General features: G+C 70.9%; 28 protein-coding genes, 1 tRNA gene and 1 pseudogene. 20 read left to right on the forward strand and 10 right to left on the reverse strand.

All coding sequences use genetic code 11. The annotated features are described in order from the left end of the window. Window positions 1-48: 48 nt before the first annotated feature. The 4 genes from JG616_RS04145 (at window position 49) to trpE (ending at window position 3574) form a co-directional block, all read left to right on the forward strand. Entirely contained in the window at window positions 49-378 is a 330-nt protein-coding gene (locus JG616_RS04145) for a DnaJ domain-containing protein (RefSeq protein ID WP_199360183.1), read from the forward strand. An 81-nt stretch (window positions 379-459) separates the two neighbouring features. Beyond that, complete coding sequence (gene rpe, locus JG616_RS04150) at window positions 460-1146, forward strand: ribulose-phosphate 3-epimerase (protein ID WP_199391759.1); 687 nt, start codon at window positions 460-462, stop codon at window positions 1144-1146. Further along, window positions 1143-2099, forward strand: a complete 957-nt coding sequence (gene yegS / locus JG616_RS04155) for a lipid kinase YegS (RefSeq protein ID WP_199391760.1) — start codon at window positions 1143-1145, stop codon at window positions 2097-2099. Before rpe ends, yegS begins: the two co-directional genes overlap by 4 nt. Beyond that, window positions 2096-3574, forward strand: coding sequence for an anthranilate synthase component I (gene trpE / locus JG616_RS04160; protein WP_199360186.1), 1479 nt, complete (start codon window positions 2096-2098; stop codon window positions 3572-3574). The genes yegS and trpE overlap by 4 nt, the downstream gene beginning before the upstream one ends. A 21-nt stretch (window positions 3575-3595) precedes the next feature. Here trpE and JG616_RS04165 read toward each other — a convergent pair whose 3' ends face one another. Next, entirely contained in the window at window positions 3596-4492 is an 897-nt protein-coding gene (locus tag JG616_RS04165; protein WP_199391761.1) for a cytochrome c oxidase assembly protein, read from the reverse strand. Window positions 4493-4552: 60 nt separating this feature from the next. Here JG616_RS04165 and JG616_RS04170 point away from each other — a divergent pair, with 60 nt between their 5' ends. Further along, entirely contained in the window at window positions 4553-5011 is a 459-nt protein-coding gene (locus JG616_RS04170; protein ID WP_199360188.1) for a CopD family protein, read from the forward strand. A gap of 30 nt (window positions 5012-5041) precedes the next feature. Here JG616_RS04170 and JG616_RS04175 read toward each other — a convergent pair whose 3' ends face one another. Genes JG616_RS04175 through coxB form a run of 4 tightly spaced genes read right to left on the reverse strand, consistent with a single transcriptional unit; the run spans window position 5042 to window position 9321 of the window. Continuing rightward, window positions 5042-5569, reverse strand: a complete 528-nt coding sequence (locus JG616_RS04175; RefSeq protein WP_199360189.1) for a DUF2231 domain-containing protein — start codon at window positions 5567-5569, stop codon at window positions 5042-5044. 1 nt (window position 5570) lies between these two features. Next, window positions 5571-5990, reverse strand: a complete 420-nt coding sequence (locus JG616_RS04180) for a hypothetical protein (RefSeq protein WP_199360190.1) — start codon at window positions 5988-5990, stop codon at window positions 5571-5573. Further along, the gene (gene ctaD / locus JG616_RS04185; RefSeq protein ID WP_199391762.1) at window positions 5987-8503 is read right to left on the reverse strand and encodes a cytochrome c oxidase subunit I; all 2517 of its coding nucleotides are present in this window, start codon (window positions 8501-8503) and stop codon (window positions 5987-5989) included. The genes JG616_RS04180 and ctaD overlap by 4 nt, the downstream gene beginning before the upstream one ends. Then, entirely contained in the window at window positions 8500-9321 is an 822-nt protein-coding gene (gene coxB / locus JG616_RS04190; RefSeq protein WP_235972868.1) for a cytochrome c oxidase subunit II, read from the reverse strand. The genes ctaD and coxB overlap by 4 nt, the downstream gene beginning before the upstream one ends. 208 nt (window positions 9322-9529) lie before the next feature. On the opposite strand from coxB, the gene JG616_RS04195 reads away from it, so the two are divergent. The 4 genes and pseudogenes from JG616_RS04195 (at window position 9530) to JG616_RS04210 (ending at window position 12991) form a co-directional block, all read left to right on the forward strand. Beyond that, window positions 9530-10114, forward strand: coding sequence for an aminodeoxychorismate/anthranilate synthase component II (locus JG616_RS04195; protein ID WP_199391964.1), 585 nt, complete (start codon window positions 9530-9532; stop codon window positions 10112-10114). A gap of 74 nt (window positions 10115-10188) precedes the next feature. Continuing rightward, window positions 10189-11211 (forward strand): annotated as a pseudogene (gene trpD, locus JG616_RS04200) (anthranilate phosphoribosyltransferase); the annotation flags it as partial. A gap of 179 nt (window positions 11212-11390) precedes the next feature. Then, window positions 11391-12212, forward strand: a complete 822-nt coding sequence (trpC, locus tag JG616_RS04205) for an indole-3-glycerol phosphate synthase TrpC (protein WP_199391764.1) — start codon at window positions 11391-11393, stop codon at window positions 12210-12212. Continuing rightward, on the forward strand, window positions 12209-12991 hold the full coding sequence (locus JG616_RS04210; protein WP_199391765.1) for a haloacid dehalogenase-like hydrolase: 783 nt from the start codon (window positions 12209-12211) through the stop codon (window positions 12989-12991). Before trpC ends, JG616_RS04210 begins: the two co-directional genes overlap by 4 nt. Here the strand turns inward: JG616_RS04210 and JG616_RS04215 are convergent. The 3 genes from JG616_RS04215 to crp all read right to left on the reverse strand — a co-directional run bounded on the left by JG616_RS04215 (window position 12970) and on the right by crp (window position 14909). Further along, window positions 12970-13722 (reverse strand): sulfite exporter TauE/SafE family protein, encoded by a 753-nt coding sequence (locus JG616_RS04215; protein ID WP_199360197.1) that lies wholly within the window; start codon window positions 13720-13722, stop codon window positions 12970-12972. The genes JG616_RS04210 and JG616_RS04215 overlap by 22 nt on opposite strands. A gap of 78 nt (window positions 13723-13800) precedes the next feature. After that, window positions 13801-14271, reverse strand: coding sequence for a GNAT family N-acetyltransferase (locus tag JG616_RS04220; protein WP_199360198.1), 471 nt, complete (start codon window positions 14269-14271; stop codon window positions 13801-13803). A 5-nt stretch (window positions 14272-14276) separates the two neighbouring features. Next, the gene (gene crp / locus JG616_RS04225; RefSeq protein ID WP_234446562.1) at window positions 14277-14909 is read right to left on the reverse strand and encodes a cAMP-activated global transcriptional regulator CRP; all 633 of its coding nucleotides are present in this window, start codon (window positions 14907-14909) and stop codon (window positions 14277-14279) included. A gap of 218 nt (window positions 14910-15127) precedes the next feature. Here crp and speD point away from each other — a divergent pair, with 218 nt between their 5' ends. Further along, complete coding sequence (gene speD, locus JG616_RS04230; protein WP_144891047.1) at window positions 15128-15919, forward strand: adenosylmethionine decarboxylase; 792 nt, start codon at window positions 15128-15130, stop codon at window positions 15917-15919. 169 nt (window positions 15920-16088) lie between these two features. Further along, the gene (gene sugE / locus JG616_RS04235; RefSeq protein ID WP_199360200.1) at window positions 16089-16406 is read left to right on the forward strand and encodes a quaternary ammonium compound efflux SMR transporter SugE; all 318 of its coding nucleotides are present in this window, start codon (window positions 16089-16091) and stop codon (window positions 16404-16406) included. Between the two features lie 111 nt (window positions 16407-16517). Here sugE and coq7 read toward each other — a convergent pair whose 3' ends face one another. Continuing rightward, window positions 16518-17165, reverse strand: a complete 648-nt coding sequence (gene coq7, locus JG616_RS04240) for a 2-polyprenyl-3-methyl-6-methoxy-1,4-benzoquinone monooxygenase (RefSeq protein ID WP_199360201.1) — start codon at window positions 17163-17165, stop codon at window positions 16518-16520. A gap of 216 nt (window positions 17166-17381) precedes the next feature. Here coq7 and rplM point away from each other — a divergent pair, with 216 nt between their 5' ends. From rplM to maiA, 6 genes are all read left to right on the forward strand, one after another. Beyond that, window positions 17382-17810 carry a 50S ribosomal protein L13 gene (gene rplM / locus JG616_RS04245; RefSeq protein WP_199360202.1) on the forward strand — a complete coding sequence of 143 codons (429 nt, stop codon included), beginning with the start codon at window positions 17382-17384 and terminating at the stop codon, window positions 17808-17810. Between the two features lie 3 nt (window positions 17811-17813). Further along, window positions 17814-18206, forward strand: coding sequence for a 30S ribosomal protein S9 (gene rpsI, locus JG616_RS04250; RefSeq protein WP_199360203.1), 393 nt, complete (start codon window positions 17814-17816; stop codon window positions 18204-18206). Between the two features lie 51 nt (window positions 18207-18257). Beyond that, window positions 18258-18332 (forward strand) — tRNA-Gln (locus JG616_RS04255). A gap of 108 nt (window positions 18333-18440) precedes the next feature. After that, on the forward strand, window positions 18441-19241 hold the full coding sequence (locus JG616_RS04260; protein ID WP_199360204.1) for a 2OG-Fe dioxygenase family protein: 801 nt from the start codon (window positions 18441-18443) through the stop codon (window positions 19239-19241). Between the two features lie 208 nt (window positions 19242-19449). After that, a complete protein-coding gene (locus JG616_RS04265; protein ID WP_199391766.1) occupies window positions 19450-20439 on the forward strand; it encodes a fumarylacetoacetate hydrolase family protein in 990 nt (329 codons plus the stop codon). A gap of 54 nt (window positions 20440-20493) precedes the next feature. Then, window positions 20494-21210, forward strand: coding sequence for a maleylacetoacetate isomerase (maiA, locus tag JG616_RS04270; protein WP_199391767.1), 717 nt, complete (start codon window positions 20494-20496; stop codon window positions 21208-21210). A gap of 179 nt (window positions 21211-21389) precedes the next feature. Here maiA and JG616_RS04275 read toward each other — a convergent pair whose 3' ends face one another. Beyond that, window positions 21390-22502, reverse strand: a complete 1113-nt coding sequence (locus tag JG616_RS04275; RefSeq protein WP_199360207.1) for a PilT/PilU family type 4a pilus ATPase — start codon at window positions 22500-22502, stop codon at window positions 21390-21392. Window positions 22503-22599: 97 nt separating this feature from the next. On the opposite strand from JG616_RS04275, the gene JG616_RS04280 reads away from it, so the two are divergent. The 3 genes from JG616_RS04280 (at window position 22600) to JG616_RS04290 (ending at window position 24127) form a co-directional block, all read left to right on the forward strand. Beyond that, window positions 22600-22986, forward strand: a complete 387-nt coding sequence (locus tag JG616_RS04280; protein ID WP_199360208.1) for a DUF4398 domain-containing protein — start codon at window positions 22600-22602, stop codon at window positions 22984-22986. Beyond that, a complete protein-coding gene (locus JG616_RS04285; RefSeq protein WP_199391768.1) occupies window positions 22983-23567 on the forward strand; it encodes a hypothetical protein in 585 nt (194 codons plus the stop codon). Before JG616_RS04280 ends, JG616_RS04285 begins: the two co-directional genes overlap by 4 nt. Before the next feature lie 341 nt (window positions 23568-23908). Next, window positions 23909-24127 carry a YdcH family protein gene (locus JG616_RS04290; protein ID WP_132998966.1) on the forward strand — a complete coding sequence of 73 codons (219 nt, stop codon included), beginning with the start codon at window positions 23909-23911 and terminating at the stop codon, window positions 24125-24127. Window positions 24128-24162 lie beyond the last annotated feature (35 nt).

A 24162-nucleotide genomic window follows, 5' to 3' on the forward strand; every position in this document is an offset into this window, starting at 1 on the left:
TAGCGATGCACGGCCAGGCGTGCGGGCGGCCACGGTAGAATCGCGCGCATGAAGCGATGGTATGGAAAGGTCCTGGGGTTCATCGCCGGCTGGCTGCTGATGCGCCACCCGGCGGGCGGCCTGATCGGGCTGCTCATCGGGCACGCCTTCGACAGCGACTGGTTCCGGGTCGCCGGCAACGACGCGTACACGGTGCTGGGGCTGGAGCGCGACGCCAGCGACACCGAGCTCGACCTCGCCTACCGGCGGCTGATGGCGCAGTACCATCCCGACCGCATGGCGGGCGCGGCGCCCGAGCTGCTCGACCAGGCGCAGAAGCGCGCCGCCGAGATCAACCGCGCCTACGACCGCATCCGCAAGGCCCGCGGCCGCCGCTAGGCCAACGCCTGTCCCGCCCCTGACGCCCGCCGCAGCCGGCGGCGCGGCGCCCAACTCCCCCGTGTCCAACGCGAGCCCACCATGCAGCCCACCGTCATCGCCCCCTCCATCCTCTCGGCGGACTTCGCGCGCCTCGGCGAGGAGGTCGACAACGTGCTCGCGGCCGGCGCCGACTGGGTGCACTTCGACGTGATGGACAACCATTACGTGCCCAACCTCACCATCGGCCCGCTGGTGTGCTCGGCGCTGCGCAAGCACGGCGTGACCGCGCCGATCGACGTGCACCTGATGGTCTCGCCGGTGGACCGCATCGTCGGCGATTTCGCCGAGGCCGGCGCCACCCTGATCAGCTTCCATCCCGAAGCCAGTTCGCACGTGCACCGCACCATCCAGCTGATCCGCGCCGCCGGCTGCCAGCCGGGCCTGGTGCTGAACCCGGCGACGCCGGTCGACGTCCTCGACTACGTGCTGGACGAACTCGACCTGGTGCTGCTGATGTCGGTCAATCCCGGCTTCGGCGGCCAGGCCTTCATTCCCTCGGCGCTGGACAAGCTGCGCAAGGTGCGCGAGCGCATCGACGCCAGCGGGCGCGCGGTGCGCCTGGAGATCGACGGCGGGGTGAAGCCCGACAACATCGGCGCGATCGCCGCCGCCGGTGCCGACACCTTCGTCGCCGGCTCGGCGATCTTCGGCAAGCCCGACTACGCCGCGGTGATCGAGGCCATGCGCGCCGAAGCCGCGCGCGCCTGCGCGGCCGGGGGCGTGTGAGCGCGCCGCCGCGCTGGCGGCTGGTGCTCAACGGCAAATCGGCCGGCGACGACGCACTGCGCGACGCGGTGCACGCGATGCGCGATCGCGGCGTGGTGCTGGACGTGCGGGTGACCTGGGAAGAGGGTGACGCCGCGCGCGAGGTCGACGACGCGATCGCCAGCGGCGTGCAGGCCATCGTCGCCGCCGGCGGCGACGGCACGCTGAGCGAGGTCGCGGCGGCGCTGGCCGGTCGCGACGCCGATGCCTGGGCGCTGCCGGCGCTGGGCCTGGTGCCGCTGGGTACGGCGAACGACTTCGCCTCGGCCGCGGGACTGCCGCCCGATGCGCTGGCCGCGCTGGAGCTGGTGCTGTCGCAGCCGGCCCGGCCGATCGACCTGCTGCGCCTGGACGTCGCCGGGACATCGCACTGGGCCGCCAACCTCGCCAGCGGCGGGTTCGGGACCCAGGTCACGCAGGAGACCGACGACGGCCTGAAGAAGCTGCTTGGCGGCCTCGCCTACCTGGTGACGGGACTCGCGCAGCTGGGCCGGATCGAGCCGGTCGCCGCGCGGCTGCGTGGCCCGGGATTCGCGTGGGAGGGCGAGTTCATCGCGCTGGGCATCGGCAACGGGCGCCAGGCCGGCGGCGGACAGGCGCTGTGCCCGGATGCGCTGATCGACGACGGCCTGCTCGACCTGACCATCGTGCCGACGCTCGAAGGCGAGGTCGCGGCGACGATGGGCACCCTGATCGCCGAAGGCCGGCATGCCGCGCTCGAGCGCGTGGCGGTGCGCGCGCGCCTGCCGTGGGTCGAGATCGAGGCGCGCGAACCGATCGTGCTCAACCTGGATGGCGAGCCGGTGGAGTCCGCCCGCTTCCGCATCGAGGTGGCCGCGCAACGGCTGCGCATGCACCTGCCGGCGGGCTGCGCGCTGCTCGATGGCGATGGATCTGCGAAGCTTGCCGGATGATGACGCCCGACCAGTTCCAGACCCTTGCCGACGCCGGCCACACCCGCATCCCGGTGGTGCGCGAAGTGCTGTCCGATCTCGACACGCCGCTCTCGGTCTACCTGAAGCTGGCCGACGGCCCGCACAGCTGCCTGTTCGAATCGGTCGAGGGCGGCGAGCGCTTCGGCCGCTACTCGATCATCGGCCTGCCGGCCACCCGCGTGCACGAGTTCCGCGGCCACCGCTACGCGCTGCGCGAGCACGGCGAAATCGTCGAGCAGCGTGACGTCGACGATCCCTTCGCCGAGGTCGAGCGCCTGCGCGCGGAGCAGTCGGTGCCGGACGTCGAGGGCCTGCCCGGGTTCAGCGGCGGCCTGGTCGGCTGGTTCGGCTTCGAGTGCATCGGCTACATCGAGCCACGCCTGGCCGCGGAGGCCGGCCTGCGCGACGACCTCGGCACGCCCGACATCCTGCTGATGCAGTGCGACGAGCTGGCGGTGTTCGACAACCTCAAGGGCCGGCTGTACCTGGTGGTGCATGCCGACCCGCGCGAGCCGCGGGCCCTGGCGCGCGCGCAGCGCCGGCTGGACGCGCTGGTGCACCGGCTGCGCCAGGCCGGCACCGGCTATCCCGAGACCCTGCGGCCGGCGGCGCTGGCCGAAGGCGATTTCGTCTCCGGCTTCACCCGCGAAGGCTTCATCGACGCGGTGGCCAAGGTGAAGGAGTACATCGCCGGTGGCGACGTGTTCCAGGTGGTGCTGTCGCAGCGGCTGACGGTGCCGTTCGAGGCGCGCCCGGTCGACGTGTACCGTGCGCTGCGCGCGCTCAATCCGTCGCCGTACATGTACTTCCTCGACGTCGGCGGCACCCAGGTGGTCGGCAGCTCGCCCGAGATCCTGGTGCGCATGCAGGGCGGCGAAGTCACCGTGCGCCCGATCGCCGGCACGCGCCCGCGCGGCGCCACGCCGGCCGAAGACGCCGCGCTCGAAGCCGAGCTGCTGGCCGACCCCAAGGAGCGCGCGGAACACCTGATGCTGGTCGACCTCGGCCGCAACGACGTCGGCCACGTGTCCGCGCCGGGCACGGTCGAGGTGGGCGAGCAGTTCGTGGTCGAGCGCTACAGCCACGTCATGCACATCGTCAGCGAGGTCACCGGGCGCGTGCGCGACGGCCTGTCCTACGCCGATGTGCTGCGCGCGACCTTTCCCGCGGGCACGGTCAGCGGCGCGCCGAAGATCCGCGCGCTGGAAGTGATCCGCGAGCTCGAGCCGATCCGCCGCAACGTCTATGCCGGCAGCATCGGCTACATCGCCTGGAACGGCGACGCCGACATGGCCATCGCCATCCGCACCGCGGTGATCCAGGACGGCCACCTGCACGTGCAGGCCGGCGCCGGCATCGTCTACGACTCCGATCCGGTCAAGGAATGGGAAGAGACGATGAACAAGGGCCGCGCGCTGTTCCGCGCGGTGGCGCAGGCGGCCGGCGGGCTGTGACGCGCCGAGGCGCGCCCGCGCTCAGCGCAGGCGTCGCTCCAGGCGCGCGAAGCCGTGCCACAGCAGCCACATCGCGCCGGCGAGGTAGGGCACGCAGCTCGGTACCCACATCAGCACGCCGGCCAGCTGCTGGTCGGCCATGACGTCCAGGCCCAGCTGCGGTGCGCGTTCGGCGTAGATGGCGTACAGCGGCCGCGCCGAGAACGTCATCAGCGCGCCCAGGAAGCCCATCTGCATCATCACCGCGACCATCGCCACCACGCCCGCGCCGACGCCGACGTGCGGATCGCGGATGCGCGTCCACATCGCCGCCCACAGCCACACGCCGGAGGCAAGGAAGGTGCCGTGCATGGCCCAGTGGACGGGATCGCTTTCCAGCGCAGCCGTCGTGGCCGCCGGCAGATGCCATGCGCACAGCACCACGCCGTGCGTGACCGAAGCAGCCGTGAGCGAAGCGGCGGCGCGCGCCTGGGCCGCGCCGAGCGTCCGGTGCAGCCGCCGCGCCAGCGTGGCCGGCAGCGCGTGCGCGGCCACCGCCAGCGGCTGCCCGGCCAGCAGCAGCGGCGGCACGAAGGCGATCAGCAGCATGTGCTGGGCGATGTGCGCGGCCAGCGACCATTCGCCATAGGCATCGAGCGGCCAGGTGGTCGACAGCAGCAGGACCAGGACGCCGACGGCGGCGCTGGCGAAGCCCGCGCGCCCGACACCGGCACCGACGCCCGCGCGTCCCCAGAGCCGCCGGAGCCCGACGGCGTACAGCAGCACCCAGGCGGCGAGCGGGACGAGGAGCCACGGCGAAGGCGAGAACGCGGTGGCCAGCGTGGGCGGATGGTCGTGCCCCGCGTGCGCCAGCACGCTGCCGGCCGGTAGCCCGGCGAGCAGCACGCCGGCAGCGACGCGGGCCCACGCCCGGCGCACCCACCACGGCTGCTTCGCGCCGGAGCGGGCACACTGCGGTGAATCCGAGGGGAATGGCGCATGTATTTCTGGCTGAAGATCCTGCATGTCTCGGCGATGGTCCTCTGGTTCGCCGGACTGTTCTTCCTGCCGCGGCTGTTCGTGGCGCGGCACCGTGGCCAGCGCGATGCCGCCGCCGGCTACTTCAATGCCACCGCCAACACGCTCTACTTCCGCATGGCCACGCCCGCGGCGCTGGTGGCGGTGGCCAGCGGGATGGTGCTGATCGCCTACGGGCCGAGCGGTGCCTGGCTGGTGATGAAGCTGGTGATCGTGGCCGGCGCCGTGTTCCTGCATCTCTACATGGGGCTGGTGCTCTACGAGCTGGGCCAGGGCCGCGATCGCCACGGTGCGCTGTTCTACGGGCTGCTGGGCTGGACGCCGCTGGCCTTGCTGCTCGCCATCGCGGCGCTCACCGGTGCCAAGCCGCAGACCGTCGGCGACCTGCCGCCGCCGCCGGGTGCCGACGCGAAGCCGTGAATGGCACAGGCCGGGAGCGGGGCGCACGCCTCACGCCTCCGGCGGGGCGTCGGGACCGCGGTCCTCGCTGCCGGGATGTCCGGCGACGCCAATCCCGTGATGGAAGCTGAGTCCGCCACCCAGCCAGCCGGCCACGCCGACCAGCACCGTCATCAGCGACGACAGCAGCAGCCCCCAGGGCCAGACCGCCGCAACCGGATCGCCCCAGCGCAGCCAGGTGTTGGCCGCGGCCACCGCCAGCACCATCACCCCCGAGAGCGCATGGCTCCACGCGGAGACATGCCGCCGCACCACCCGGATCAGCAGCAGGTCGACGGTGCCGACCGCGGCGGCCACGAGCCCCATCGCCAGGCCTGCGCCGCTCAGCACCTGCGACAGCTGCGCCCAGAACGCCAGGCCGCTCCACAGGTACAGCACGTCGGTCACCGAGACCACGAGCAGGAATGCGATCGGGAACACCACCAGCATCGGGTGCAGCGGGTGCTTGCGGATCGCCACGCGGCTTTCGACGGTGCGGGTGAGCTGCGGCGGGGTCGGCGGCTTGAGTGATTCGGCCATGTCAGGCACAGCCCGGAAGCAGCAGCACGGGGATGGTGGTGAACAGCACCGCGACCGCGGAGAGCACGCAGAGCGCGCCGCTGGCCGCCGCGGCGAAGCGGCGTCGCGCGGCAAGCGCGGGCGCGGAGCGGTCGGCCTGGGCGGCACGCCAGCCGCGCCAGGCGCGGCGTCCCAGCCACGCCAGCAGGGTGAACGTGACCGCGGTCAGCGCCAGGACCGACCAGGCCAGTGCGGTCAGGCCGGCATGGCGGGTCAACGCCAGGCCCTCGGCGCAGGTGACGCCCTGCAGCGAATACACCACGACCAGGTGCAGCGCCCAGAGCAGCATCGGCGCGGCGATGCCGGTAAGGCGCCAGGGCGAGAGGACGCCGTCCAGGCGCACGCCGTCCAGGTGTGGCCCGTCCGGGCGCGCGCCGGTCACGCCAGCCTCGGGAACAGGTGGAGGACGCCCCAGGCGACCACGCCCTGGCCCACCACGTAGCGCCAGAGCGCGGTGGTGACGCGCGCCTCCAGCGGACGCGCCGCGGTCACCAGGCCGCGGCGCAGACGCGCCGCGACGAAGGTCGCGAACAGCATCGCCAACAGCACGTGCACGGCATGGAAGCCCGCGAGCGTCCAGGCCACCGATGCGTAGGCGTGAACGGCGGGCGCTCCGGTGGCCGCCATGGCCCAGGCCTGCGCCGCGATGAAGCCGGCGCCGAGCACGACGGTCGCCATCCACGCGCCCGCGGCGCGTCCGCGCGCGTCGGCCTGCAGCGCACGCGTCGCGACCCATGCCGTTCCGGCGCAGGCGATCAGCAGGACCAGCGCGGCGATGGCCGCCGGCCAGCCCGCGACCCCGATGCCCGCCGGCGGCCAGGCCTCCGTCCCGAGCCACAGGTAGAAGTAGCTGAAGACCAGCGACGCGAACAGCGAGCCGTCGACCAGCAGCGACATCACCAGCGCCCACCAGCCCGGCGCGTTGCGCGCGGCGCCCTGCGTGGGCAGCACAAGTCCTGGCTCGGCCTCGACCGCGTCGGGCCCGCCGGGATCGCCGGTGGTCCAGGCCCAGCGCCAGAGCAGCGCGAGCAGCGGCAGCACGAGCAGCAGCACGGCCCAGTAGAGCTTGGCGATGAAGCAGGCCAGCAGCACCGCCAGCGCAAGCGCGGCCAGCAGCGGCAGCCAGGTCGGGCCGGAGACGCGGATCACCTGCTCGGGCCGCGCATCCAGCAGGCTGCTGCCGAGCAGCTCGCGCACGCCGTGGCGCGCGTCGCCGAGCAGTCCGTCCGGCCGTGCGGCGGCGTCCGCGAGCAGCGGATCGGCCCACAGCGGATCGCGGCCCTGGACGCGCGGCACCGACGCGAACGTGTAGGGCGGAACCGGGTGCTGCACGGCCCACTCCAGCGTGCCGGCGCGCCATGGATTGCGGCGCGCGCGCGGTCCATGCCGGAGGCTCAGCACCAGGTCCGCCAGCACCGCCACCATTCCGACGGCCAGCACGAAGCCGGCGGCGGTCGACACCAGGTTGAGCCAGTGGAACCCGAGCTCCGGAAGATAGGTGTAGGCGCGTCGCGGCATGCCCAGCAGGCCGGTGAAGTACATCGGCAGGAAGGTCAGGTTGAAGCCGAGGAAGACCAGCCAGAACGCGGTGCGGCTGAGGCTCTCCGACGGCTCGCGCCCGCTCACCAGCGGCAGCCAGTAATAGAGGCCGGCGAACAGCGGGAACATCAGCCCGCCGATCAGCACGTGGTGCAGGTGCGCGACCACGAAGTGGCTGTCGTGCGCCTGCCAGTCGAAGGGCACCATCGCCACCATCACGCCGGTGAGCCCGCCGGGCACGAAGACGAAGAAGAAGCCGAACAGGTACAGCGTCGGCACGCGCAGCCAGGGGCGCCCGGCCCACAGCGTCGCGATCCAGGCGAACACCTGGATGCCCATCGGGATCGCCACCGCCATGCTCGCGGCGCTGAACAGCGCCAGCGCCAGCAGGGGGATGCCGACGGTGAACATGTGGTGCACCCACAGCCCGAAGCTGAGGAAGCCGGTGCCGACCAGCGCCAGCACGATCCAGGTGTAGCCGACCATCGGACGTCGCGCGAAGGTCGACACCACCATCGAGACCACTCCCGCGGCCGGCAGGAAGATGATGTAGACCTCGGGGTGCCCGAACAGCCAGAACAGGTGCTGCCACAGCAGCGGATCGCCGCCCAGCGCCGGATCGAAGAACACGAAGCCGAAGGCGCGCTGGATCTCCAGCAGGATGCTGGCGAGGATCAGCGGCGGGAAGCCGAAGACGATCATGAACGAGGTCACCAGCATCGCCCACGCGAACAGCGGGATGCGCCGCAGGTCCATGCCGGGCGCGCGGCAGACCAGGATCGCCACGATCATCTCCACCGCCGCGGCCACGGCGGCGATCTCGGAGAAGGTGACGCCGATCAGCCAGAAGTCGGCGTTGAGCCCGGGCGACCAGGTGGCGTCGGTGAGCGGCACGTACATGAACCAGCCCGAGTCCGGCACCGCGTCGAACAGGAAGCTGGAGTAGAGGAACAGCCCGCCGAACAGGTAGCACCAGAAGCCGAACGCCGACAGCCGCGGGAAGGGCAGGTCGCGCGCGCCGATCATCTTGGGCACGAGGTAGAGCGCGAAGCCCTCCATGATCGGCACCGCGAACAGGAACATCATCGTGGTGCCGTGCATGGTCACGAATTCGGCGTAGCGCTGCGGATCCAGCACTTCGTTGCCGAACCAGGCCAGCTGCAGCCGGATGAACATCGACAGCATGCCGCCGATCAGGAAGAAGGCGAGGCCGGTGACGATGAAGCGCAGGCCGATCGTGGAGTGGTTGACCGCGGTCAGGCGGCCGCGCCAGCCCGGCGGCGTGGACCAGGTCTCATGCAGCGCCTGCAGGCGCGCGTCTTCCGGCGTGGTTGCGGGATTGGTCGGAGCGGTCATCGTGGCGCCTCCCCGCCATCGACATCGACATCGACATCGGCATCGGCATCGGCATCGACGGCATCGTCCACGGTGTCCACGCGGACGGCGTCGCCCGGGCCCAGCGCGTCCAGCGCTTCGACGGCAGCGGCGTCGGCGGCCGCGACCGCCGCCGGAACGCCGCCCGCCCGCTGTGCGAGCCACGCCTGATGGCCGGCGTCATCCTGCACCAGCACCTCGAAGGCCATGCGGGCGTGGCCGGTGCCGCAGTACTCGGCGCACTGCCCGCGGATACGGCCCGCACCGTCGGCGCGCAGGCGCAGGCGGTTCACGCGCCCGGGGATGGCGTCGACCTTGCCGCCCAGGCGCGGGATCCAGAACGAATGGATGACGTCGGCGCTGGTGATGCGGAATTCGACCATCCGCCCGCGCGGCATCGACAGCACGTCGAGCGACTCCGCCACCACGCGACCGTCAGCGTCGCGGTAGCGGAAGTGCCAGCGCCAGCGCCCGGCGACCACGTCCACGCGCTGGTCGACCTGCTGGCCGAGCCCGGTGATCCGCGCGCTGGACACCGAGCCGTAGACCAGCAGCCCCGCCAGCAGCACCGGCGGCAGCACCAGCCCGCCGCCGACGATGAGCCGCTGCGGTTTCGCCAGCGCGCGGGTGTTGCGGCCGCGGAAGAGTGCCCAGGACACCAGCCCCATCACCATCAGCCAGACCGCCAGCGCGCCCCAGAACATCGCCCACCAGATGCCGGCAATGGCCTCCGCCGCCGGCCCGGCCGGATCCAGCGTCGACTGCGGCCCGGCACAGCCCGCGGCGGCGAGCAGCGCCAACGCGGCGGCCGTCGGGCGCGCGCAGGGTGCGATGGTCGCGATGGTGGTCCCCTCCTCGTGGCCGCCGACGCCGCGGGCAGCCCCGGCGCGATCGCCACAGGCTAGCCACGGCTGTGGACAGCGAATGTGAACGCGCACCGCGTCCGGGCTTTCGGCGAGAATGGACGGCTTCCGGCGGCCCTACGCCGCGCGCCTGCAGGGGCCATCCGTGCTGCTGATGATCGACAACTACGACAGCTTCACCTTCAACCTCGTGCAGTACCTGCAGGTGCTGGGCGCCGAGGTCGAGGTGGTGCGCAACGATGCGCTGACGGTCGACGACATCGCGCGCCTCGGGCCGAGCCACATCGTGATCTCGCCGGGACCGTGCACGCCCAACGAGGCCGGCGTCTCGATCGAGGTGATCGAGCGGCTGGGCCCGACCACGCCGATCCTCGGCGTCTGCCTGGGCCACCAGGCGCTCGGCCAGGCCTACGGCGGACGCGTGGTGCGCGCGGGCCGGATCATGCACGGCAAGACCTCGCCGATCCGCCACGCCGGGAACGGTGTGTTCGCCGGCCTGCCGGACGGGTACGACGCCACGCGCTACCATTCGCTGGTGGTGGAGCAGGACAGCCTGCCCGACTGCCTCGAGGTCACGGCCTGGACCGAGAACGACGACGGCAGCCGCGAGGAGATCATGGGCCTGCGCCACCGCGAGCACCCGGTCCACGGCGTGCAGTTCCATCCGGAGTCGATCCTCAGCCAGCACGGTCACGCGCTGCTGAAGAACTTCCTCGACGTCGCGGCCTGAGGCCCGCGGCGACGCCGCGACCGGCGCACGCGCGCCCCGGCATCCCCCGTTCCCTGAAGAAGCCAGCCCCGACCATGCCCATCACCCCCCAGGAAGCCCTGCAGCGCACCATCGAACACCGCGAGATCTTCGAGGACGAGATGTTCGACCTCATGCGGCAGGTGATGCGTGGTGACGTGTCGCCGCAGATGACCGCGGCGATCATGATCGGGCTGCGGGTGAAGAAGGAAACGGTGGGCGAGATCACCGGTGCCGCGCGCGCGATGCGCGAGCTGGCGCGCCGGGTCGACGTGGCCGACCGCACCCACCTGGTCGACATCGTCGGCACCGGCGGTGATGGCGCCAACACCTTCAACATCTCCACCGCGTCGAGCTTCGTGATCGCCGCCGCCGGCGGGCGGGTGGCCAAGCACGGCGGGCGCAGCGTGTCGTCCACGTCGGGCAGCGCGGATGCGTACGAGTCGCTGGGCGCGGCCATCGAACTGCCGCCGGAAGCCGTCGCCGAGTCGATCGCGCGCACCGGCATCGGCTTCATGTACGCGCCGGCCTACCACCCCGCGATGAAGGTGGTCGCGCCGGTGCGCCGCGAGATGGGCGTGCGCACGCTGTTCAACATCCTCGGACCCCTGACCAATCCCGCGGATGCGCCGTCGATCCTGATGGGCGTGTTCCATCCCGACCTGGTCGGCATCCAGGTGCGCGTGCTGCAGGAGCTGGGCGCCGAGCGCGCGCTGGTGGTCTGGGGCCGCGACGGCATGGACGAGATCTCGCTGGGTGCGGGAACCCTGGTCGGCGAGCTGCGCGACGGTCGGGTGCGCGAGTACGAACTGCACCCGGAGGACTTCGGCATCCCGATGGCCGCCAGCCGCAACCTCAAGGTCGAGGGTGCGCTGGAGTCGAAGGCGATGGTGCTGCAGGCGATCACCGACGCCGACGGCCTGCCCGGGCATATCGTCGCGCTCAACGCGGGCGCGGCGCTGTACGTCGCCGGCGTGGCGGATTCGATCGCCAGCGGCGTCGAACTGGCGCGTGCGACGATCGCATCGGGCGCGGCGCGCGCGAAGCTCGATGCGTTCGTGGCCACCACCCGGGAACTCGGCGAGGCTGCGATCGCGGCTGTAGCCGCTCCCACAGTCGAGCCCCCTGCAGGAGCGGCTACAGCCGCGATCACCCCGGGCCGTCCTGCAGGAGCGGCTACAGCCGCGATCACCCCGGGCCGTCCTGTAGGAGCGGCTACAGCCGCGATCACTCCAGCGGCCGACGCTGGAGCACGCGAATGAACACTGGCCACGCCCCCGACGTGCTGGCCCGCATCCTCGCGCGCAAGCGCGAGGAAGTTGCGGAGCGCAACCTTCGCGCGTCACGCGCCGAGATCTTCCTGCGCCTGGCCGACGCGCCCCCGGCGCGCGGTTTCGCCGCGGCGATCGAGGCGAAGATTGCCGCCGGGCAGACCGCGGTGATCGCCGAGGTCAAGAAGGCCAGCCCGTCGAAGGGCGTGATCCGCGCCGACTTCGATCCCGCCGCGATCGCGCGCAGCTACGAGGCCGGCGGCGCGGCCTGCCTGTCGGTGCTGACCGACGTCGACTTCTTCCAGGGCGCCGACGCTTACCTCCAGCAGGCGCGCGAGGCCTGCTCGCTGCCGGTGCTGCGCAAGGATTTCATCGTCGACGGCTACCAGGTCGACGAGGCGCGCGTGCTGGGCGCCGACTGCGTGCTGCTGATCCTGGCCGGGCTGGACGATCTGCTTGCGAGCGACCTCTGCGTGCAGGCGCTGGAGCTCGGCATGGACGTGTTGGCCGAAGTGCATGACGCCAACGAGTTTGAGCGCGCGCTGCGCCTGCCCACGGTCGCCGGGCGCGCGCCGCTGCTGGGCGTGAACAACCGCGACCTGCGCAGCTTCGAGGTGTCGCTGGACACGACGCTGGCGCTGAAAGCGATGGCCCCGGAAGACCGCCGGCTGGTGACCGAGAGCGGCGTGATGACCGCCGACGACGTCGCGCTACTGCGCGGTGCCGGCGTGGATGCCTTCCTGGTCGGCGAGGCCTTCATGCGCGCCGAGGATCCGGGAAGCGCGCTGCGCGGGATGTTCGGGACGTGAGCGGGCCGCGGTACGCGGTGCCTCGCGATGATGCCCCGCTGGTCGTCTTCGACTTCGACCACACCCTCTACGACGGCGACTCCGGCAGCCACCTGTTCGTCTGGCTGATCAAGCGCAGCTGGTGGCGGCGGATGCTCGCGCTGCTGCTGGCCCCGGTGTTCGGTCCGATGGTCGCCTTCCTGCCGACCCGCCGCGCGGGCATCTCCGGTTTCGTCTGGGCCGGCACGGTCGGCTTCCACCGCGTGCGCGACCTGGATGCGCTCACCGACGCCTATGTCGCGCAGCACGTCGAGGAGATCCGCGGCCGCCTGCTGCCGCTGGCGCTGGAGGTCTTCCACGCCCACCGCGAGCGCGGCGACCACGTCGTGGTGGCCACCGGCGCGCCGCCGGAACTGGCCCGCGCGATCCTGGCGTTTGCCGCCCACGAGGACGTGCCCGTGGTCGGCACCCTGGCCGGCCCGCGCTTCGGCGCGGTGGTCGCGGCGCGCCACTGCCACAACGAAGAAAAGGTGCGCATGCTGCGCGAGCTCGGCTGGGGCGACATCGACGCGGCCTATTCCGACTCGAGCGCCGACCTGCCGCTGCTGCACGCCGCGCGCAGGCCGGTGGTGGTGAATCCGAAGCCGGGCGCGATCGCCCGCTTCGTCCGCGAGCTTCCGCCTGCGACGCCGATCCTCAACTGGGGCTGCCCGGGGCGGGGCGGCGAACCCGTGGCCGTCGCGGTGGGAGACGACGGCCGGCTGCCGTCCGATCCGGCTCAGCCGGCGAGCGCGCGGTAGATCTGGTAGAGCGAGATCCCCATCACCAGCACGCCGACCGCCAGCAGCACCAGGCGCTCGCGCACGTGCCGCACCAGCAGCGCCGCCAGTGGCGCGGCGATCACGCCGCCCAGCAGCAGGCCGATGATGATCCGCCAGTGGTCGAGGCCGACCGAGAACAGGAAGGTGATCGAGATCGCCAGGGTCACCGCGAACTCGGATGCGCTGACCGTGCCGATGCTGGTGCGCGCTTCGCCGCCGTTCGCCAGCAGGGTGGAGGTCGCCATGGGGCCCCAGCCGCCGCCGCCGATGGCGTCGAGCAGGCCGGAGACGAAGCCGAGCAGGCCCACGCGCTTCACCTCGCGCCGCGGCACGCGCCGGCCCAGCGCACGCACCAGGATCAGCACCGCCAGCACCAGCAGGTAGGCGTGGATCCAGGGTTTGATCGTCGCGCCATCGATGCGGCTGAGCGCGTACGCGCCGATCACGCCGCCGACCACGCCCGGCACCGCCAGGCGCAGCATCAGGCGGCGATCGACGTTGCCCAGCATGCCGTGCGCGGCGCCGGAGACGCCGGTGGTGAACACCTCGGCCGTGTGCACGCTGGCGCTCACCGCCGCCGGCGGCATGCCCATCGCCAGCAGGATCGAGGAGGAGACCAGCCCGAAGGCCATTCCCAGCGCACCGTCCACGAGCTGTGCGCCCAGTCCGATGGCGACGAACATCAGGAAGTGGCTGTCGATCAGGTCCATGCGCGGCATCCGGGCGCCACGCGGCACCCTGCAGGCGGCAAGACTAGCCGGCTGGCGTGGTGGTGGCGTTGTCGCCGGTCAAGCGTCGCCGAGGCGCTTGATGAAGCGCAATGTCCCGTCGCCGAATCCGCAGGCCCGGTAGAAGGCGTGGGCCTCGGCGCGCTGCGATCCGCTGGTCAGTTCGATGCGCGCGGCCCCGGCGGAGCGGGCGCGGCGCTCGGCTTCGCGCAGCAGCTGCCGGCCGAGCCCACGGCCCTGCGCGCCGGGCGAGACCACCAGGGCGGTGATCCGGCAGGTGGTGGTATCCAGCGGCAGGTAATACATGAAGTCGATCGCGACCAGTCCGCAGACCATGCCGCCGCAGCGTGCGACGACCAGGGCCTGCCGGTCGTTGGCGGTGATGGTGGCGATGCGGCGCGCGGCGTCGCCGGTGTCGCAGGGGTAGCCCAGCGCGCTGAGCAGGGCGGCGACGTCGTCGGCGTCGATCGCCGAGGCGCTGCGCAGGTCCGCGTCCGGCAGGGTGCCCCTGGATTCGAACGCCGCGACCATCGGCGTCAGCGGGTGCCGTAGAGGACGATGGTCTTGCCGCGGGCGTGCAGCTTGCCGTCGGCCTGGAGCTTCTTCAGCACGCGGCCGGCCATCTCGCGCGAGCAGCCGACCAGGCGCGCGAGCTCCTGGCGCGACACCCGCAGCTGGGTGCCGTCGGGATGGGTCATCGCCTCCGGCTCGCGGGTGAGGTCGTGCAGGGTGCGGGTGATGCGGTCGGTGACGTCGAGGAAGGCCAGGCGTCCGGCCTTGCGGCTGGTGTCGAGCAGCCGCCGCGACAGCTGGGCGCCGATCGCGTAGACGATCTGCGTGGCGTCGCCGGACAGCGAACCGTCGAACAGCTGGTACAACCGCTCGTAGCTGATCTCGGCCAGTTCGGTCTGCACCCGGGTGCGCAGCACCACTTCGCGCACGTCGGACTCGATGAAGAGGCCCATCTCGCCGACGAATTCGCCGGGTCCGAAGTAGCCGAGGATCAGTTCGCGACCGTCGTCCTCCTCGGTGATGATGGTGACCGACCCGCTGACCACGTAATACATGGTCCCGGCCTGGTCGCCCGGGCGGAACACCTCGGTGCGCGGCGGATAGCGGCGGCGATGGCAGTGCGCGAGAAAGCGTTCGATCGTCGCCGGCGATGGCATCAGGGGATGCTGGGGACGTCTCAAGGTTGTCAGGATGGCCACAGGGCTGATAGTCATGGAAAGCTTGAACGGGGGATGAAGCAAGAGTAGGCCGTCCTGACCCATCCGGCAAACGCGTTGGGGCCCCGCCCGGCCGGCCCCGGCGGCGCTTCACTCGCGGGCGGGGGGGCAATGGCGCATAATCGCGCACTTTCCGCCCGAACCGGGGTCCGCACGACGTGGTCAAACCGCTGCCTCGCCTGAAGCTGCAGGGATTCAACAACCTCACCAAGGCCCTGAGCTTCAACATCTATGACGTGTGCTACGCCGTCTCCAAGGACGAGCGCCAGCGCTACATCGAATACATCGACGAGGAATACAACGCCGATCGCCTCACGCAGATCCTCACGGACGTGGCGGAGATCATCGGCGCGAACATCCTCAACATCGCGCGCCAGGACTACGATCCGCAGGGCGCGTCGGTGACGATCCTCATCTCCGAGCAGCCGGTGATCGACAAGGCCGACGCCAAGGGCGTGATCTCGGATGCGGTGGTCGCGCACCTGGACAAGAGCCACATCACCGTCCACACCTACCCGGAAACGCACCCGCAGGCGGGCATTGCGACGTTCCGCGCGGACATCGACGTGGCGACCTGCGGCGTGATCTCGCCGCTGAAGGCGCTGAACTACCTGATCGAGAGCTTCGAGTCGGACATCGTCATCGCCGACTACCGCGTGCGCGGCTTCACCCGCGACATCAAGGGCAAGAAGCATTACATCGACCACAAGATCAATTCGATCCAGGACTTCCTGGCGAAGAACATCAAGGCGCGCTACGAGATGTTCGACGTCAACGTCTACCAGGAAAACATCTTCCACACGAAGATGCACCTGAAGGACTTCGACCTCGACCAGTACCTGTTCGAGGAAAAGGCCCGGAACCTGTCGTTCAAGGAACGCATGAAGATCGAGGCGCTGCTCAAGCGCGAGATCGAGGAGCTGTTCCACGGGCGCAACCTGGTCGAGTGATCCCTCTGCCGCAGGTCACGCGGCGTTGGGCACCAGCGGGACGGCCCGCGCGCGGACACGGTCCGCGGAACGGAGACCGACGGCGGTCCGGAGCGAAGGCTCCGGACCGTTTTTTCATTTGCGGCGCAGCGCCGGCGCATGGTCCCGGGCAGCGCGAAGGAGACCAGCAATGGCGTGGATTTATCTGGTGGTGGCAGGCCTGTTCGAAGTGGTCTGGGCACTCGGGCTGAAGTACACCGAAGGCTGGACCCGGCTCTGGCCGAGCCTCGGCACCGTCGCGGCGATGGTGGTGAGCTTCTGGTGCCTGTCGCAGGCGCTCAGGGCGATCCCGATCGGCACCGGCTACGCGATCTGGACCGGGATTGGCGCGGTTGGCGTGGCGGCCTTCGGCATCCTGGTGTTCGGCGAGAGCGCGTCGCCTGCGCGGCTGGCGTGCATCGCGATGATCGTGGGCGGAGTGGTGGGGCTGAAGCTGGTTTCCGGCTGAGCCACCTTGCACCTGTAGGAGCGGCTACAGCCGCGATCGCTCCTGCGCACCCCGATCGCGGCTGTAGCCGCTCCTGCAGGTCGGTGCGCGGGATCTCGGCTGTAGCCGCTCCTACAGGCGGTAGGCGACGGTCTTCATGACCTTCGACGCCGCGGCCATCAGGGTCGGGATCGGCTGCGGCAGGACGCGGGCGCCGGCGGCTTCCGCGTTGTCGGCATGGCGGGCCTCGTCGGCCTTCATGGTCTCGAGGATCGCGCGGCTGCGCAGGTCGGCTCCGGGCAGGGTCTGCAGGTGCTCCTCCAGATGGGCCTCCACCTGGCGTTCGGTCTCGACCACGAAGCCGAGGTTCCAGCCATCGCCGCGCAGCCCGGCCAGCAGGCCGATCGCATAGCTCCCCGCGTACCAGAGCGGGTTGAAGAGGCTCGGCCGGCTGTCCAGCTCGCGCAGGCGGTCGTCGCACCAGGCCAGGTGGTCGGTTTCTTCCTGCGCCGCCTCGAGCAGGTGGGCGCGCGTGGCCGGATCACGCGCCACGGTGGCCTGTCCGACATACAGCGCCTGGGCACAGACCTCGCCGACGTGGTTGATCCGCATCAGCCCCGCGGCGTGCCGCCGCTCGGCGTCGTCGAGCTCCACTTCGGGCTCGCCGGCGCCGGGGTTGGGGCGCTCGGCGCGCGGCCGCCCGGCCACGGTCTCCAGCGCGTTCTGGGCATCCGCCAGCAGGCGGTCGAGGGGCGACAGGGTGCGGGAACGGGTCGTCATGCGGACATTGTGGGATGCGGATGGCAGGGCGTACAGGCAGCCCGCCGGCGCACGGCACGGGGACGCGCAGGCCGCCGGGGCCGGCAAGTTGCGATGGCTGCCGTGGCCCGGTACAATTCCGCCTCTTGCGTTCCCTGAACGTGAAAACGCGAGGCGACGTTCCGCCGGCGATGGCCAGCGCAACCAGCCCGACCAGTCACCCCTGAGAGTTTCCCGATGAAGACCTTTACCGCCAAGAACGAGACCGTCCAGCGCGACTGGTTCGTGGTCGACGCCGCCGGCAAGACCCTCGGTCGCCTGAGCACCGAGATCGCGCGTCGCCTGCGTGGCAAGCACAAGCCCGTCTACACCCCTCACGTCGACACCGGCGATTACATCATCGTGATCAACGCCGAGAAGATCCACGTGACCGGCAACAAGCTCGCCGACAAGATGTACTACCGCTTCACCGGGTACATCGGCAACCTGAAGTCCGAGTCCCTGGGGCAGGCGCTGGAGCGCCACCCCGAGCGGGTCATCGAGCATTCGGTCAAGGGCATGCTCCCGAAGAACACCCTGGGCCGTGCGATGTACCGCAAGCTCAAGGTGTACAAGGGTTCCGAGCACCCGCACGCCGCCCAGCAGCCGCAAGTCCTGGATATCTAAGTCATGGCAATCACCCAGAATTACGGCACCGGCCGTCGCAAGTCCTCCACCGCCCGCGTGTTCCTGCGCCGCGGTACCGGCAACATCACCGTCAACGACCGTCCGCTCGACGAGTTCTTCGGCCGCGAGACCGCGCGCATGATCGTGCGCCAGCCGCTCGAGCTGACCAAGAACACCGAAAGCTTCGACATCATGGTCACCACCCACGGCGGCGGCACCACCGGCCAGGCCGGCGCCATCCGCCTGGGTATCGCCCGCGCGCTGGTGGAGTACGACGAGACCCTGAAGTCCGAGCTGCGCAAGGCCGGCTTCATGACCCGCGACGCCCGCGAGGTCGAGCGCAAGAAGGTCGGTCTGCACAAGGCGCGTCGCGCGACCCAGTTCTCGAAGCGCTGATCGCGGCATTCAGGATTCCGTACGCGGAATCCTGCGCTACAATTGCTACATAGCCCCGTCGCCAAGCGGTAAGGCACCTGACTCTGACTCAGGCATTCGGAGGTTCGAATCCTTCCGGGGCTGCCACATCGCGACAAGTCCGAAGCCCGCCTCGCGCGGGCTTCGTCCTTTCCGGGCCCGGCGCCAGGCGGCGGCGGCCACGCCCGCGCCTTCCCCGGCCGCCAGGGCGTCGCCATGGCCATCATCTTCCCGCCGCCGTACACCCCCGAGGGCCGCGAACAGCTCGCGCTCCGCGACGAGGGCTATGCGGTCCTGTCGCCCGCGGCGGTCGCGGCGACGACCGGCATCCCCGTGGCGGGCATCGCCGGCCTGGGCACGGGCTGGGACGATCTTCCGCCCGACGGATACCTGCGCGACGGCGGCCGCTACCGGCGCCGCCGCCATTCCTGCTTCGTGGTCGACGGTGCCGACGTCCGGATGGCGCCGCACCGTGCCCATTGGCAATCGCTGGATTACAACGCGCTGCACGGCGGCATGGCGCGCATGTACCAGCCGCTCTCTGCCGCGCTGGCGTCGCAGCCGGCCTGGTCGCGCCTGCTGGCCGCGCTTGGCGGCCTGTGCAGCGGCGTGCGCGACGCCGGCCCCTGGCACGTCGAGGCGCACCAGTTCCGCATCGACACCAGCGACGGCATCGGCCGCCCCACGCCGGAGGGCGCGCACCGCGACGGCGTGGACTTCGTCGGGGTCTTCATGGTGGGCCGCGAGGGCATCAAGGGCGGCGAAACCCGTGTCTTCGACGCCGCCGGCCCGGACGGCCACCGCTTCACGCTCGAAGAGCCCTGGTCGCTGCTGCTGATGGACGACACCCGCGTCATCCACGAGTCCACGCCCATCCAGCCGCTGGATCCCGACGGACATGGGCATCGCGACACCCTGGTGCTGACGTTCCGCGCGGGGGCGTTCCAGGGGGAAGATCGAGAAGTGTTTCTTGCCACGGATGACGCGGATTGCGCGGATTTACGCGGATCTGTCTGAGGCAAGATTGCTTTCTGATGGTGGCTGCTGTGCGCGGCCGGTTGTAACCGGCTGGCGGTGAAGTGCGCCGGCCCGGATGCCTCCGCTCCCGGCTTGATCCGCGTAAATCCGCGCGATCCGCGTCATCCGTGGCCAACCGCGCTTTCGCAGCCGCGCGCCCCGACGCACCCCGCTACAATCGCCGGACTGTGAATGGCGTGGAGTGGCGATGAAGCTGGGTTCCCTGAAGGAAGGCGGGCGCGACGGTACGCTGGTGGTGGTGTCGCGGGATCTTGCGCGCGCGGTGCGCGCGACCGGGGTCGCGGCGACGATGCAGCAGGCGCTCGAGGACTGGTCGAACGTCGCGCCGCGGCTGGTTGCGCTGGCCGATGCCCTCGAGGCCGGCAGCGCCGATGGCGTGTTCGACCTGGAGCCGGCGCAGCTGGCGGCGCCGTTGCCACGTGCCTACGAATTCGTCGACGGTTCGGCCTACCTGCCGCACGTCGAGCGGGTGCGCCGCGCCCGTGGCGCCGAGGTGCCGGAGAGCTTCTACACCGATCCGCTGATGTACCAGGCCACGAGCGCCGGCTTCCTCGGACCGCGCGACCCGGTGCGCGTGACCAGCGAGGACCATGGCATCGACCTCGAGGCCGAGATCGTCGTCATCACCGACGACGTGCCGATGGCGGTCACGCCGGACGAGGCCGCCGGCCACATCCAGCTCATCGGCCTGGTCAACGATGTCTCCCTGCGCAACCTGATCCCGGGCGAGCTGGCCAAGGGCTTCGGCTTCCTGCAGTCCAAGCCGCGATCGGCCCTGTCGCCGGTGTTCGTGACCCCCGACGAGCTCGGCGAGGCCTGGCGCGGCAGCAAGCTGCACCGCCCGCTGGTGACCCATGTCAACGGCGAATGGTTCGGCGCGCCCGAGGCCGGCGTCGACATGCAGTTCGACTTCTCGCAGCTGGTGGCCCACGCCGCGCGGACGCGTCCGCTTTCGGCCGGAACCATCGTTGGTTCGGGGACGATCGCCAACCAGGACACCTCGCTGGGCGCCTCGTGCTTCGCCGAGAAGCGCACCGTCGAGGCCCTCAAGCACGGCAAGCCGAGGACGCCCTTCATGGCCTTCGGCGACCGCGTGCGCATCGAGATGCTCGACGATCGCGGCGAGTCGATCTTCGGTGCCATCGAACAGCTGATCGAGCACCAGCCCGCGCCCTGAGCGCGCGGCGGGACTGGCCCCGCAGGAATGCCGGGGCCGCCAGGGGAGGACGTGATGGCCGGAACGGACGGCGAGGCGGGCGAGGGCAACGGCAACGGCAACGGCAACGGCAACGGCGCGCTGTGCCTGCACTCGTACTGGCGCTCGAGCGCGGCCTACCGCGTGCGCATCGGACTCAACCTCAAGGGGCTGAAGTACGACATCGCGCCCGTGCACCTGGTGCGCGGAGGCGGCGAACAGCACGCCCCCGACTTCGCCGCGATCAACCCGCAGGAGCTCGTGCCGGTGCTCCAGCACGGCCACCGCAACCTGCGCCAGTCGCTGGCGATCCTCGAGTACCTGGACGAGATGTGGCCCGAACCGCCGCTGCTGCCCGCGACCGCGCGTGACCGCGCACGCGTGCGCGCGCTGGCCCAGGTCGTGGCCTGCGACATCCATCCGCTCAACAACCTGCGCGTGCTGCAGTACCTGGAGCAGGATTGGGGCGTGCCCCAGCCCGAGCGCGAGGTCTGGGTGAAGCACTGGATCCAGTCGGGCTTCCGTGCCTTCGAGGCGCTGCTGGTCGACAACCCGTCCACGGGCGAGTTCTGCGACGGCCACCAGCCGACCATCGCCGACTGCTGCCTGGTGCCGCAGGTCTACAACGCCCGCCGCTTCGGCGTCGACATGTCGGCCTATCCGGCGATCACGCGGATCGAAGAACGCTGCCTCGCGCTGCCCGCGTTCGACGCCGCCCGGCCCGAACGCCAGCCCGACGCACCCGCCAGCTGAGGCACCTGGCCCCTGTAGGAGCGGCTACAGCCGCGATCACCGCGCGGCCCCATCCCTGTAGGAGCGGCTACAGCCGCGATCACCACAGCCCGCGCAGCAAACTGGCTCCGCTGCCGCAGTCTCACTTGCAGTTGCAGTTGCAACCGCAATCGCAACCCATCGAAAACCGTCCGCCTCCCTCAGGCGTGCCCGGTGTCGAACACGTCCGCGTAGGGGTCGTGCTCGCCCTCGCCGCCCTCGGACAGGCGGAACTTGAGGTCCAGCCCCTCGCGCGAATCGGCGGCGCGCAGCGCGGTCTCGCGCTCGATCCGGCCTTCCTTGTACAGCCGGTACAGGCACTGGTCGAAGGTCTCGATGCCTTCCTCCAGCGACTCCTCCATCGCCTGCTTGATCTCGTGCACCTGGCCGCGGCGCAGCAGGTCGCGGATCATCGGCGTGTTGATCAGCACCTCGGTCGCCGGCATGCGGCGGCCGTCGGTGCCCACCACCAGGCGCTGGCTGACCACCGCGCGCAGGTTCAGCGCGAGGTTCATCAGCACGTTCTTGTGCGCGGCCTCGGGGAAGAAATTGAGGATGCGCTCGATGGTCTGGTCGGCGTTGTTGGAGTGCAGCGTCGCCAGGCACAGGTGCCCGGTCTCGGCGAAGGCGATCGCGGCCTCCATCGTGGTCGCGTCCAGGATCTCGCCGATCAGGATGACGTCCGGCGCCTCGCGCATCGCGTTCTTCAGCGCGTTGTGGAACGCATGGGTATCCAGGCCGACCTCGCGCTGGTTCACGATCGATTTCTTGTGCCGGTGCAGGTACTCGATCGGATCCTCGATGGTGAGGATGTGCCCGGACGTGGTGGTGTTGCGGTAGTCGATCATCGACGCCAGCGTGGTCGACTTGCCCGAGCCGGTGGAGCCGACGATCAGCACCAGGCCGCGCGGGGCCATGATGATGTCCTTCAGCACCTGCGGCAGCTGCAGCTCCTCGATCGAGGGGATGCTGCTGCGGATGGCGCGGATGACCATGCCGACTTCGCCGCGCTGCTTGAACACGTTGACGCGGAAGCGGCCGGACTCGGCCAGCGACAGTGCCATGTTCAGCTCCAGGTCGCGTTCGAACTGCGGCACCTGGCCTTCGTCCATCAGCGAATAGGCGATTTTCTTGACCATGCCGGGCGGCAGGCCGGTGTTGCCGAGCGGATAGAGCTTGCCTTCGACCTTGATGTACACCGGCGCGCCGGTGGTCAGGAACATGTCGGAAGCGTTCTTCTCCGTCATCAGCTTCAGGAAGTAGCCGATGTCCATTCGCGGGATTCCCCAGTAGCGCAGCCCCGGCGATTGCGGTCCGGACGGATGCTGTTGACAATGGCCGGGCGTTTCCCCTCTCCGCGGCGGCCCCCTTATGCGCACAAGCTTCGCACAATTCAATCCGCGCCTGCATGGCGCAGGTCTCGTTCTTGCGCTGGCATTGGCCGGTTGTGCCAGCCTGCCGCCGCCGACCGCCGAACTCTCGGCGGCCCAGCAGGCCGTGGCCCGGGCCGACGCCGCCGACGCGCAGCAGTACGCCGTCGACGACCTGGAGCGCGCGCGCACCGCGCTCAGCCGCGCCCAGGCGGCGATGGCCGCCGGCAAGGAGCGCGATGCCCGCGCCCTGGCCGCGCTGTCCGAGGCTTCCGCCGACCTGGCCAGCGCGCGCAGCGCGCAGGCCCAGACCGAGGCCACCCTCCTGCAGCGCCGCAACGAAGTAGCCGAGCTGCGCCAGCGGCTGGGCACGGAGGGCGCGCGATGAACCGTCTTGTCCTCGCGATGGCCCTCGCCGCCCTGCTGGTTCCGGGTGCCGCGCTGGCCCAGTCGGGCGCCGGCGACGATGCCGCGCCGCTCCAGGCCCGCCTGCGCGCCCTCGATGCCGACCCCGAACGCGCTCCGCTGGCCGCCTACGAACGGCTGCGCGCACGCCAGGCGCTTGACGCGTTGGCGGGGACCCGCGGCACCCAGGCCAGGGCCGACGCGCGCCAGGTCGCGGAGTGGCGCCTCGCGACCGCCGAGATCGCCGCCGCCACCGAGCTTGCGCGCCGCCAGATCGACCGGCTGGACCGGGAGCGCAGCGAACTGCTGGTCGAGGCCAGCCGCCAGGACGCGGCGCGGGCGCGCGCCGAAGCTGAACGCCTGCGCATCCAGGCCCAGATCCAGGCCGAGGAGGCCGAGCGCCTGCGCCTGGAGGCCGAGATGGAATCCGGCGCCCGCCAGCGCGCCGAGGGTGCCCTGGACGATGTCGCCAGGACCCAGGCCGACCGCCTGCGCGCGGCCCGCGCGCGCGAGGCCGAGCTCAAGCGCCAGGAAGCGGAGCTGCTGAAATCGCTGGAAGACTAACCTCCGGGCCTTCGCGGACGGCCCGCCGCCACCTCCGGACCAGCGTTCAGGCCGTGGCCGGCTGGACCCTTGCCCACCCCGGAAGGGAGGAGTAGGGTCGATCCCAGAGGCCGGTGTCCGCCGTTGGCGGATCCGCCTCTTCGAAGGGAGGAATCGTGACGGAATGCAGCGACTCCAGCGGGACGGTCGCCGCGGGCAAGCCCCCGCGGACGCTCCCGAGGGAGGGTGTCTGGAACCCGTCGCGAACCGTCCCCCACGATGCGCCCCGTGCCGCAAGGCCCGGGGCGTTTTTGCATGCCCGCGCGGCACGCAGGCGCGGGCCAAGGCTGAAGGAGGTCTCCATGTTCGAAGGGCAACCCCAGGCGGAACTCGACGCGCTGTTCAAGGCCAACCCGGAGTTCAGGCAGCTCTACCACCACCACAAGGAACTCGACAAGAAAGTGCTCGATGCCGAGCTCGGCGTGCTGCCGATCGACGACACCACGCTGGCGCGGATGAAGCGCGAGAAGCTCGCCGCGAAGGACCGCCTGTCGGTGATGTACCAGGCACTCGCCCACTGACCGCAGTTCCCCCCACCCCCACGTGACAGCCCGGC

It is taken from the genome of Luteimonas sp. MC1895 (assembly GCF_016457215.1).
In the GTDB taxonomy this organism is placed as follows: Bacteria; Pseudomonadota; Gammaproteobacteria; order Xanthomonadales; family Xanthomonadaceae; genus Luteimonas.

Coding starts and splice junctions, on each gene's coding strand:
- JG616_RS04145 (WP_199360183.1), top strand. CDS start 49: ATGAAGCGATGGTATGGAAAGGTCCTGGGGTTCATCGCCGGCTGGCTG.
- rpe (WP_199391759.1), top strand. CDS start 460: ATGCAGCCCACCGTCATCGCCCCCTCCATCCTCTCGGCGGACTTCGCG.
- trpE (WP_199360186.1), top strand. CDS start 2,096: ATGATGACGCCCGACCAGTTCCAGACCCTTGCCGACGCCGGCCACACC.
- JG616_RS04170 (WP_199360188.1), top strand. CDS start 4,553: ATGTATTTCTGGCTGAAGATCCTGCATGTCTCGGCGATGGTCCTCTGG.
- JG616_RS04175 (WP_199360189.1), bottom strand. CDS start 5,569: ATGGCCGAATCACTCAAGCCGCCGACCCCGCCGCAGCTCACCCGCACC.
- ctaD (WP_199391762.1), bottom strand. CDS start 8,503: ATGACCGCTCCGACCAATCCCGCAACCACGCCGGAAGACGCGCGCCTG.
- trpC (WP_199391764.1), top strand. CDS start 11,391: ATGAACACTGGCCACGCCCCCGACGTGCTGGCCCGCATCCTCGCGCGC.
- JG616_RS04215 (WP_199360197.1), bottom strand. CDS start 13,722: ATGGACCTGATCGACAGCCACTTCCTGATGTTCGTCGCCATCGGACTG.
- JG616_RS04220 (WP_199360198.1), bottom strand. CDS start 14,271: ATGGTCGCGGCGTTCGAATCCAGGGGCACCCTGCCGGACGCGGACCTG.
- crp (WP_234446562.1), bottom strand. CDS start 14,909: ATGCCATCGCCGGCGACGATCGAACGCTTTCTCGCGCACTGCCATCGC.
- sugE (WP_199360200.1), top strand. CDS start 16,089: ATGGCGTGGATTTATCTGGTGGTGGCAGGCCTGTTCGAAGTGGTCTGG.
- coq7 (WP_199360201.1), bottom strand. CDS start 17,165: ATGACGACCCGTTCCCGCACCCTGTCGCCCCTCGACCGCCTGCTGGCG.
- rplM (WP_199360202.1), top strand. CDS start 17,382: ATGAAGACCTTTACCGCCAAGAACGAGACCGTCCAGCGCGACTGGTTC.
- rpsI (WP_199360203.1), top strand. CDS start 17,814: ATGGCAATCACCCAGAATTACGGCACCGGCCGTCGCAAGTCCTCCACC.
- JG616_RS04260 (WP_199360204.1), top strand. CDS start 18,441: ATGGCCATCATCTTCCCGCCGCCGTACACCCCCGAGGGCCGCGAACAG.
- JG616_RS04265 (WP_199391766.1), top strand. CDS start 19,450: ATGAAGCTGGGTTCCCTGAAGGAAGGCGGGCGCGACGGTACGCTGGTG.
- maiA (WP_199391767.1), top strand. CDS start 20,494: ATGGCCGGAACGGACGGCGAGGCGGGCGAGGGCAACGGCAACGGCAAC.
- JG616_RS04275 (WP_199360207.1), bottom strand. CDS start 22,502: ATGGACATCGGCTACTTCCTGAAGCTGATGACGGAGAAGAACGCTTCC.
- JG616_RS04280 (WP_199360208.1), top strand. CDS start 22,600: ATGCGCACAAGCTTCGCACAATTCAATCCGCGCCTGCATGGCGCAGGT.
- JG616_RS04285 (WP_199391768.1), top strand. CDS start 22,983: ATGAACCGTCTTGTCCTCGCGATGGCCCTCGCCGCCCTGCTGGTTCCG.
- JG616_RS04290 (WP_132998966.1), top strand. CDS start 23,909: ATGTTCGAAGGGCAACCCCAGGCGGAACTCGACGCGCTGTTCAAGGCC.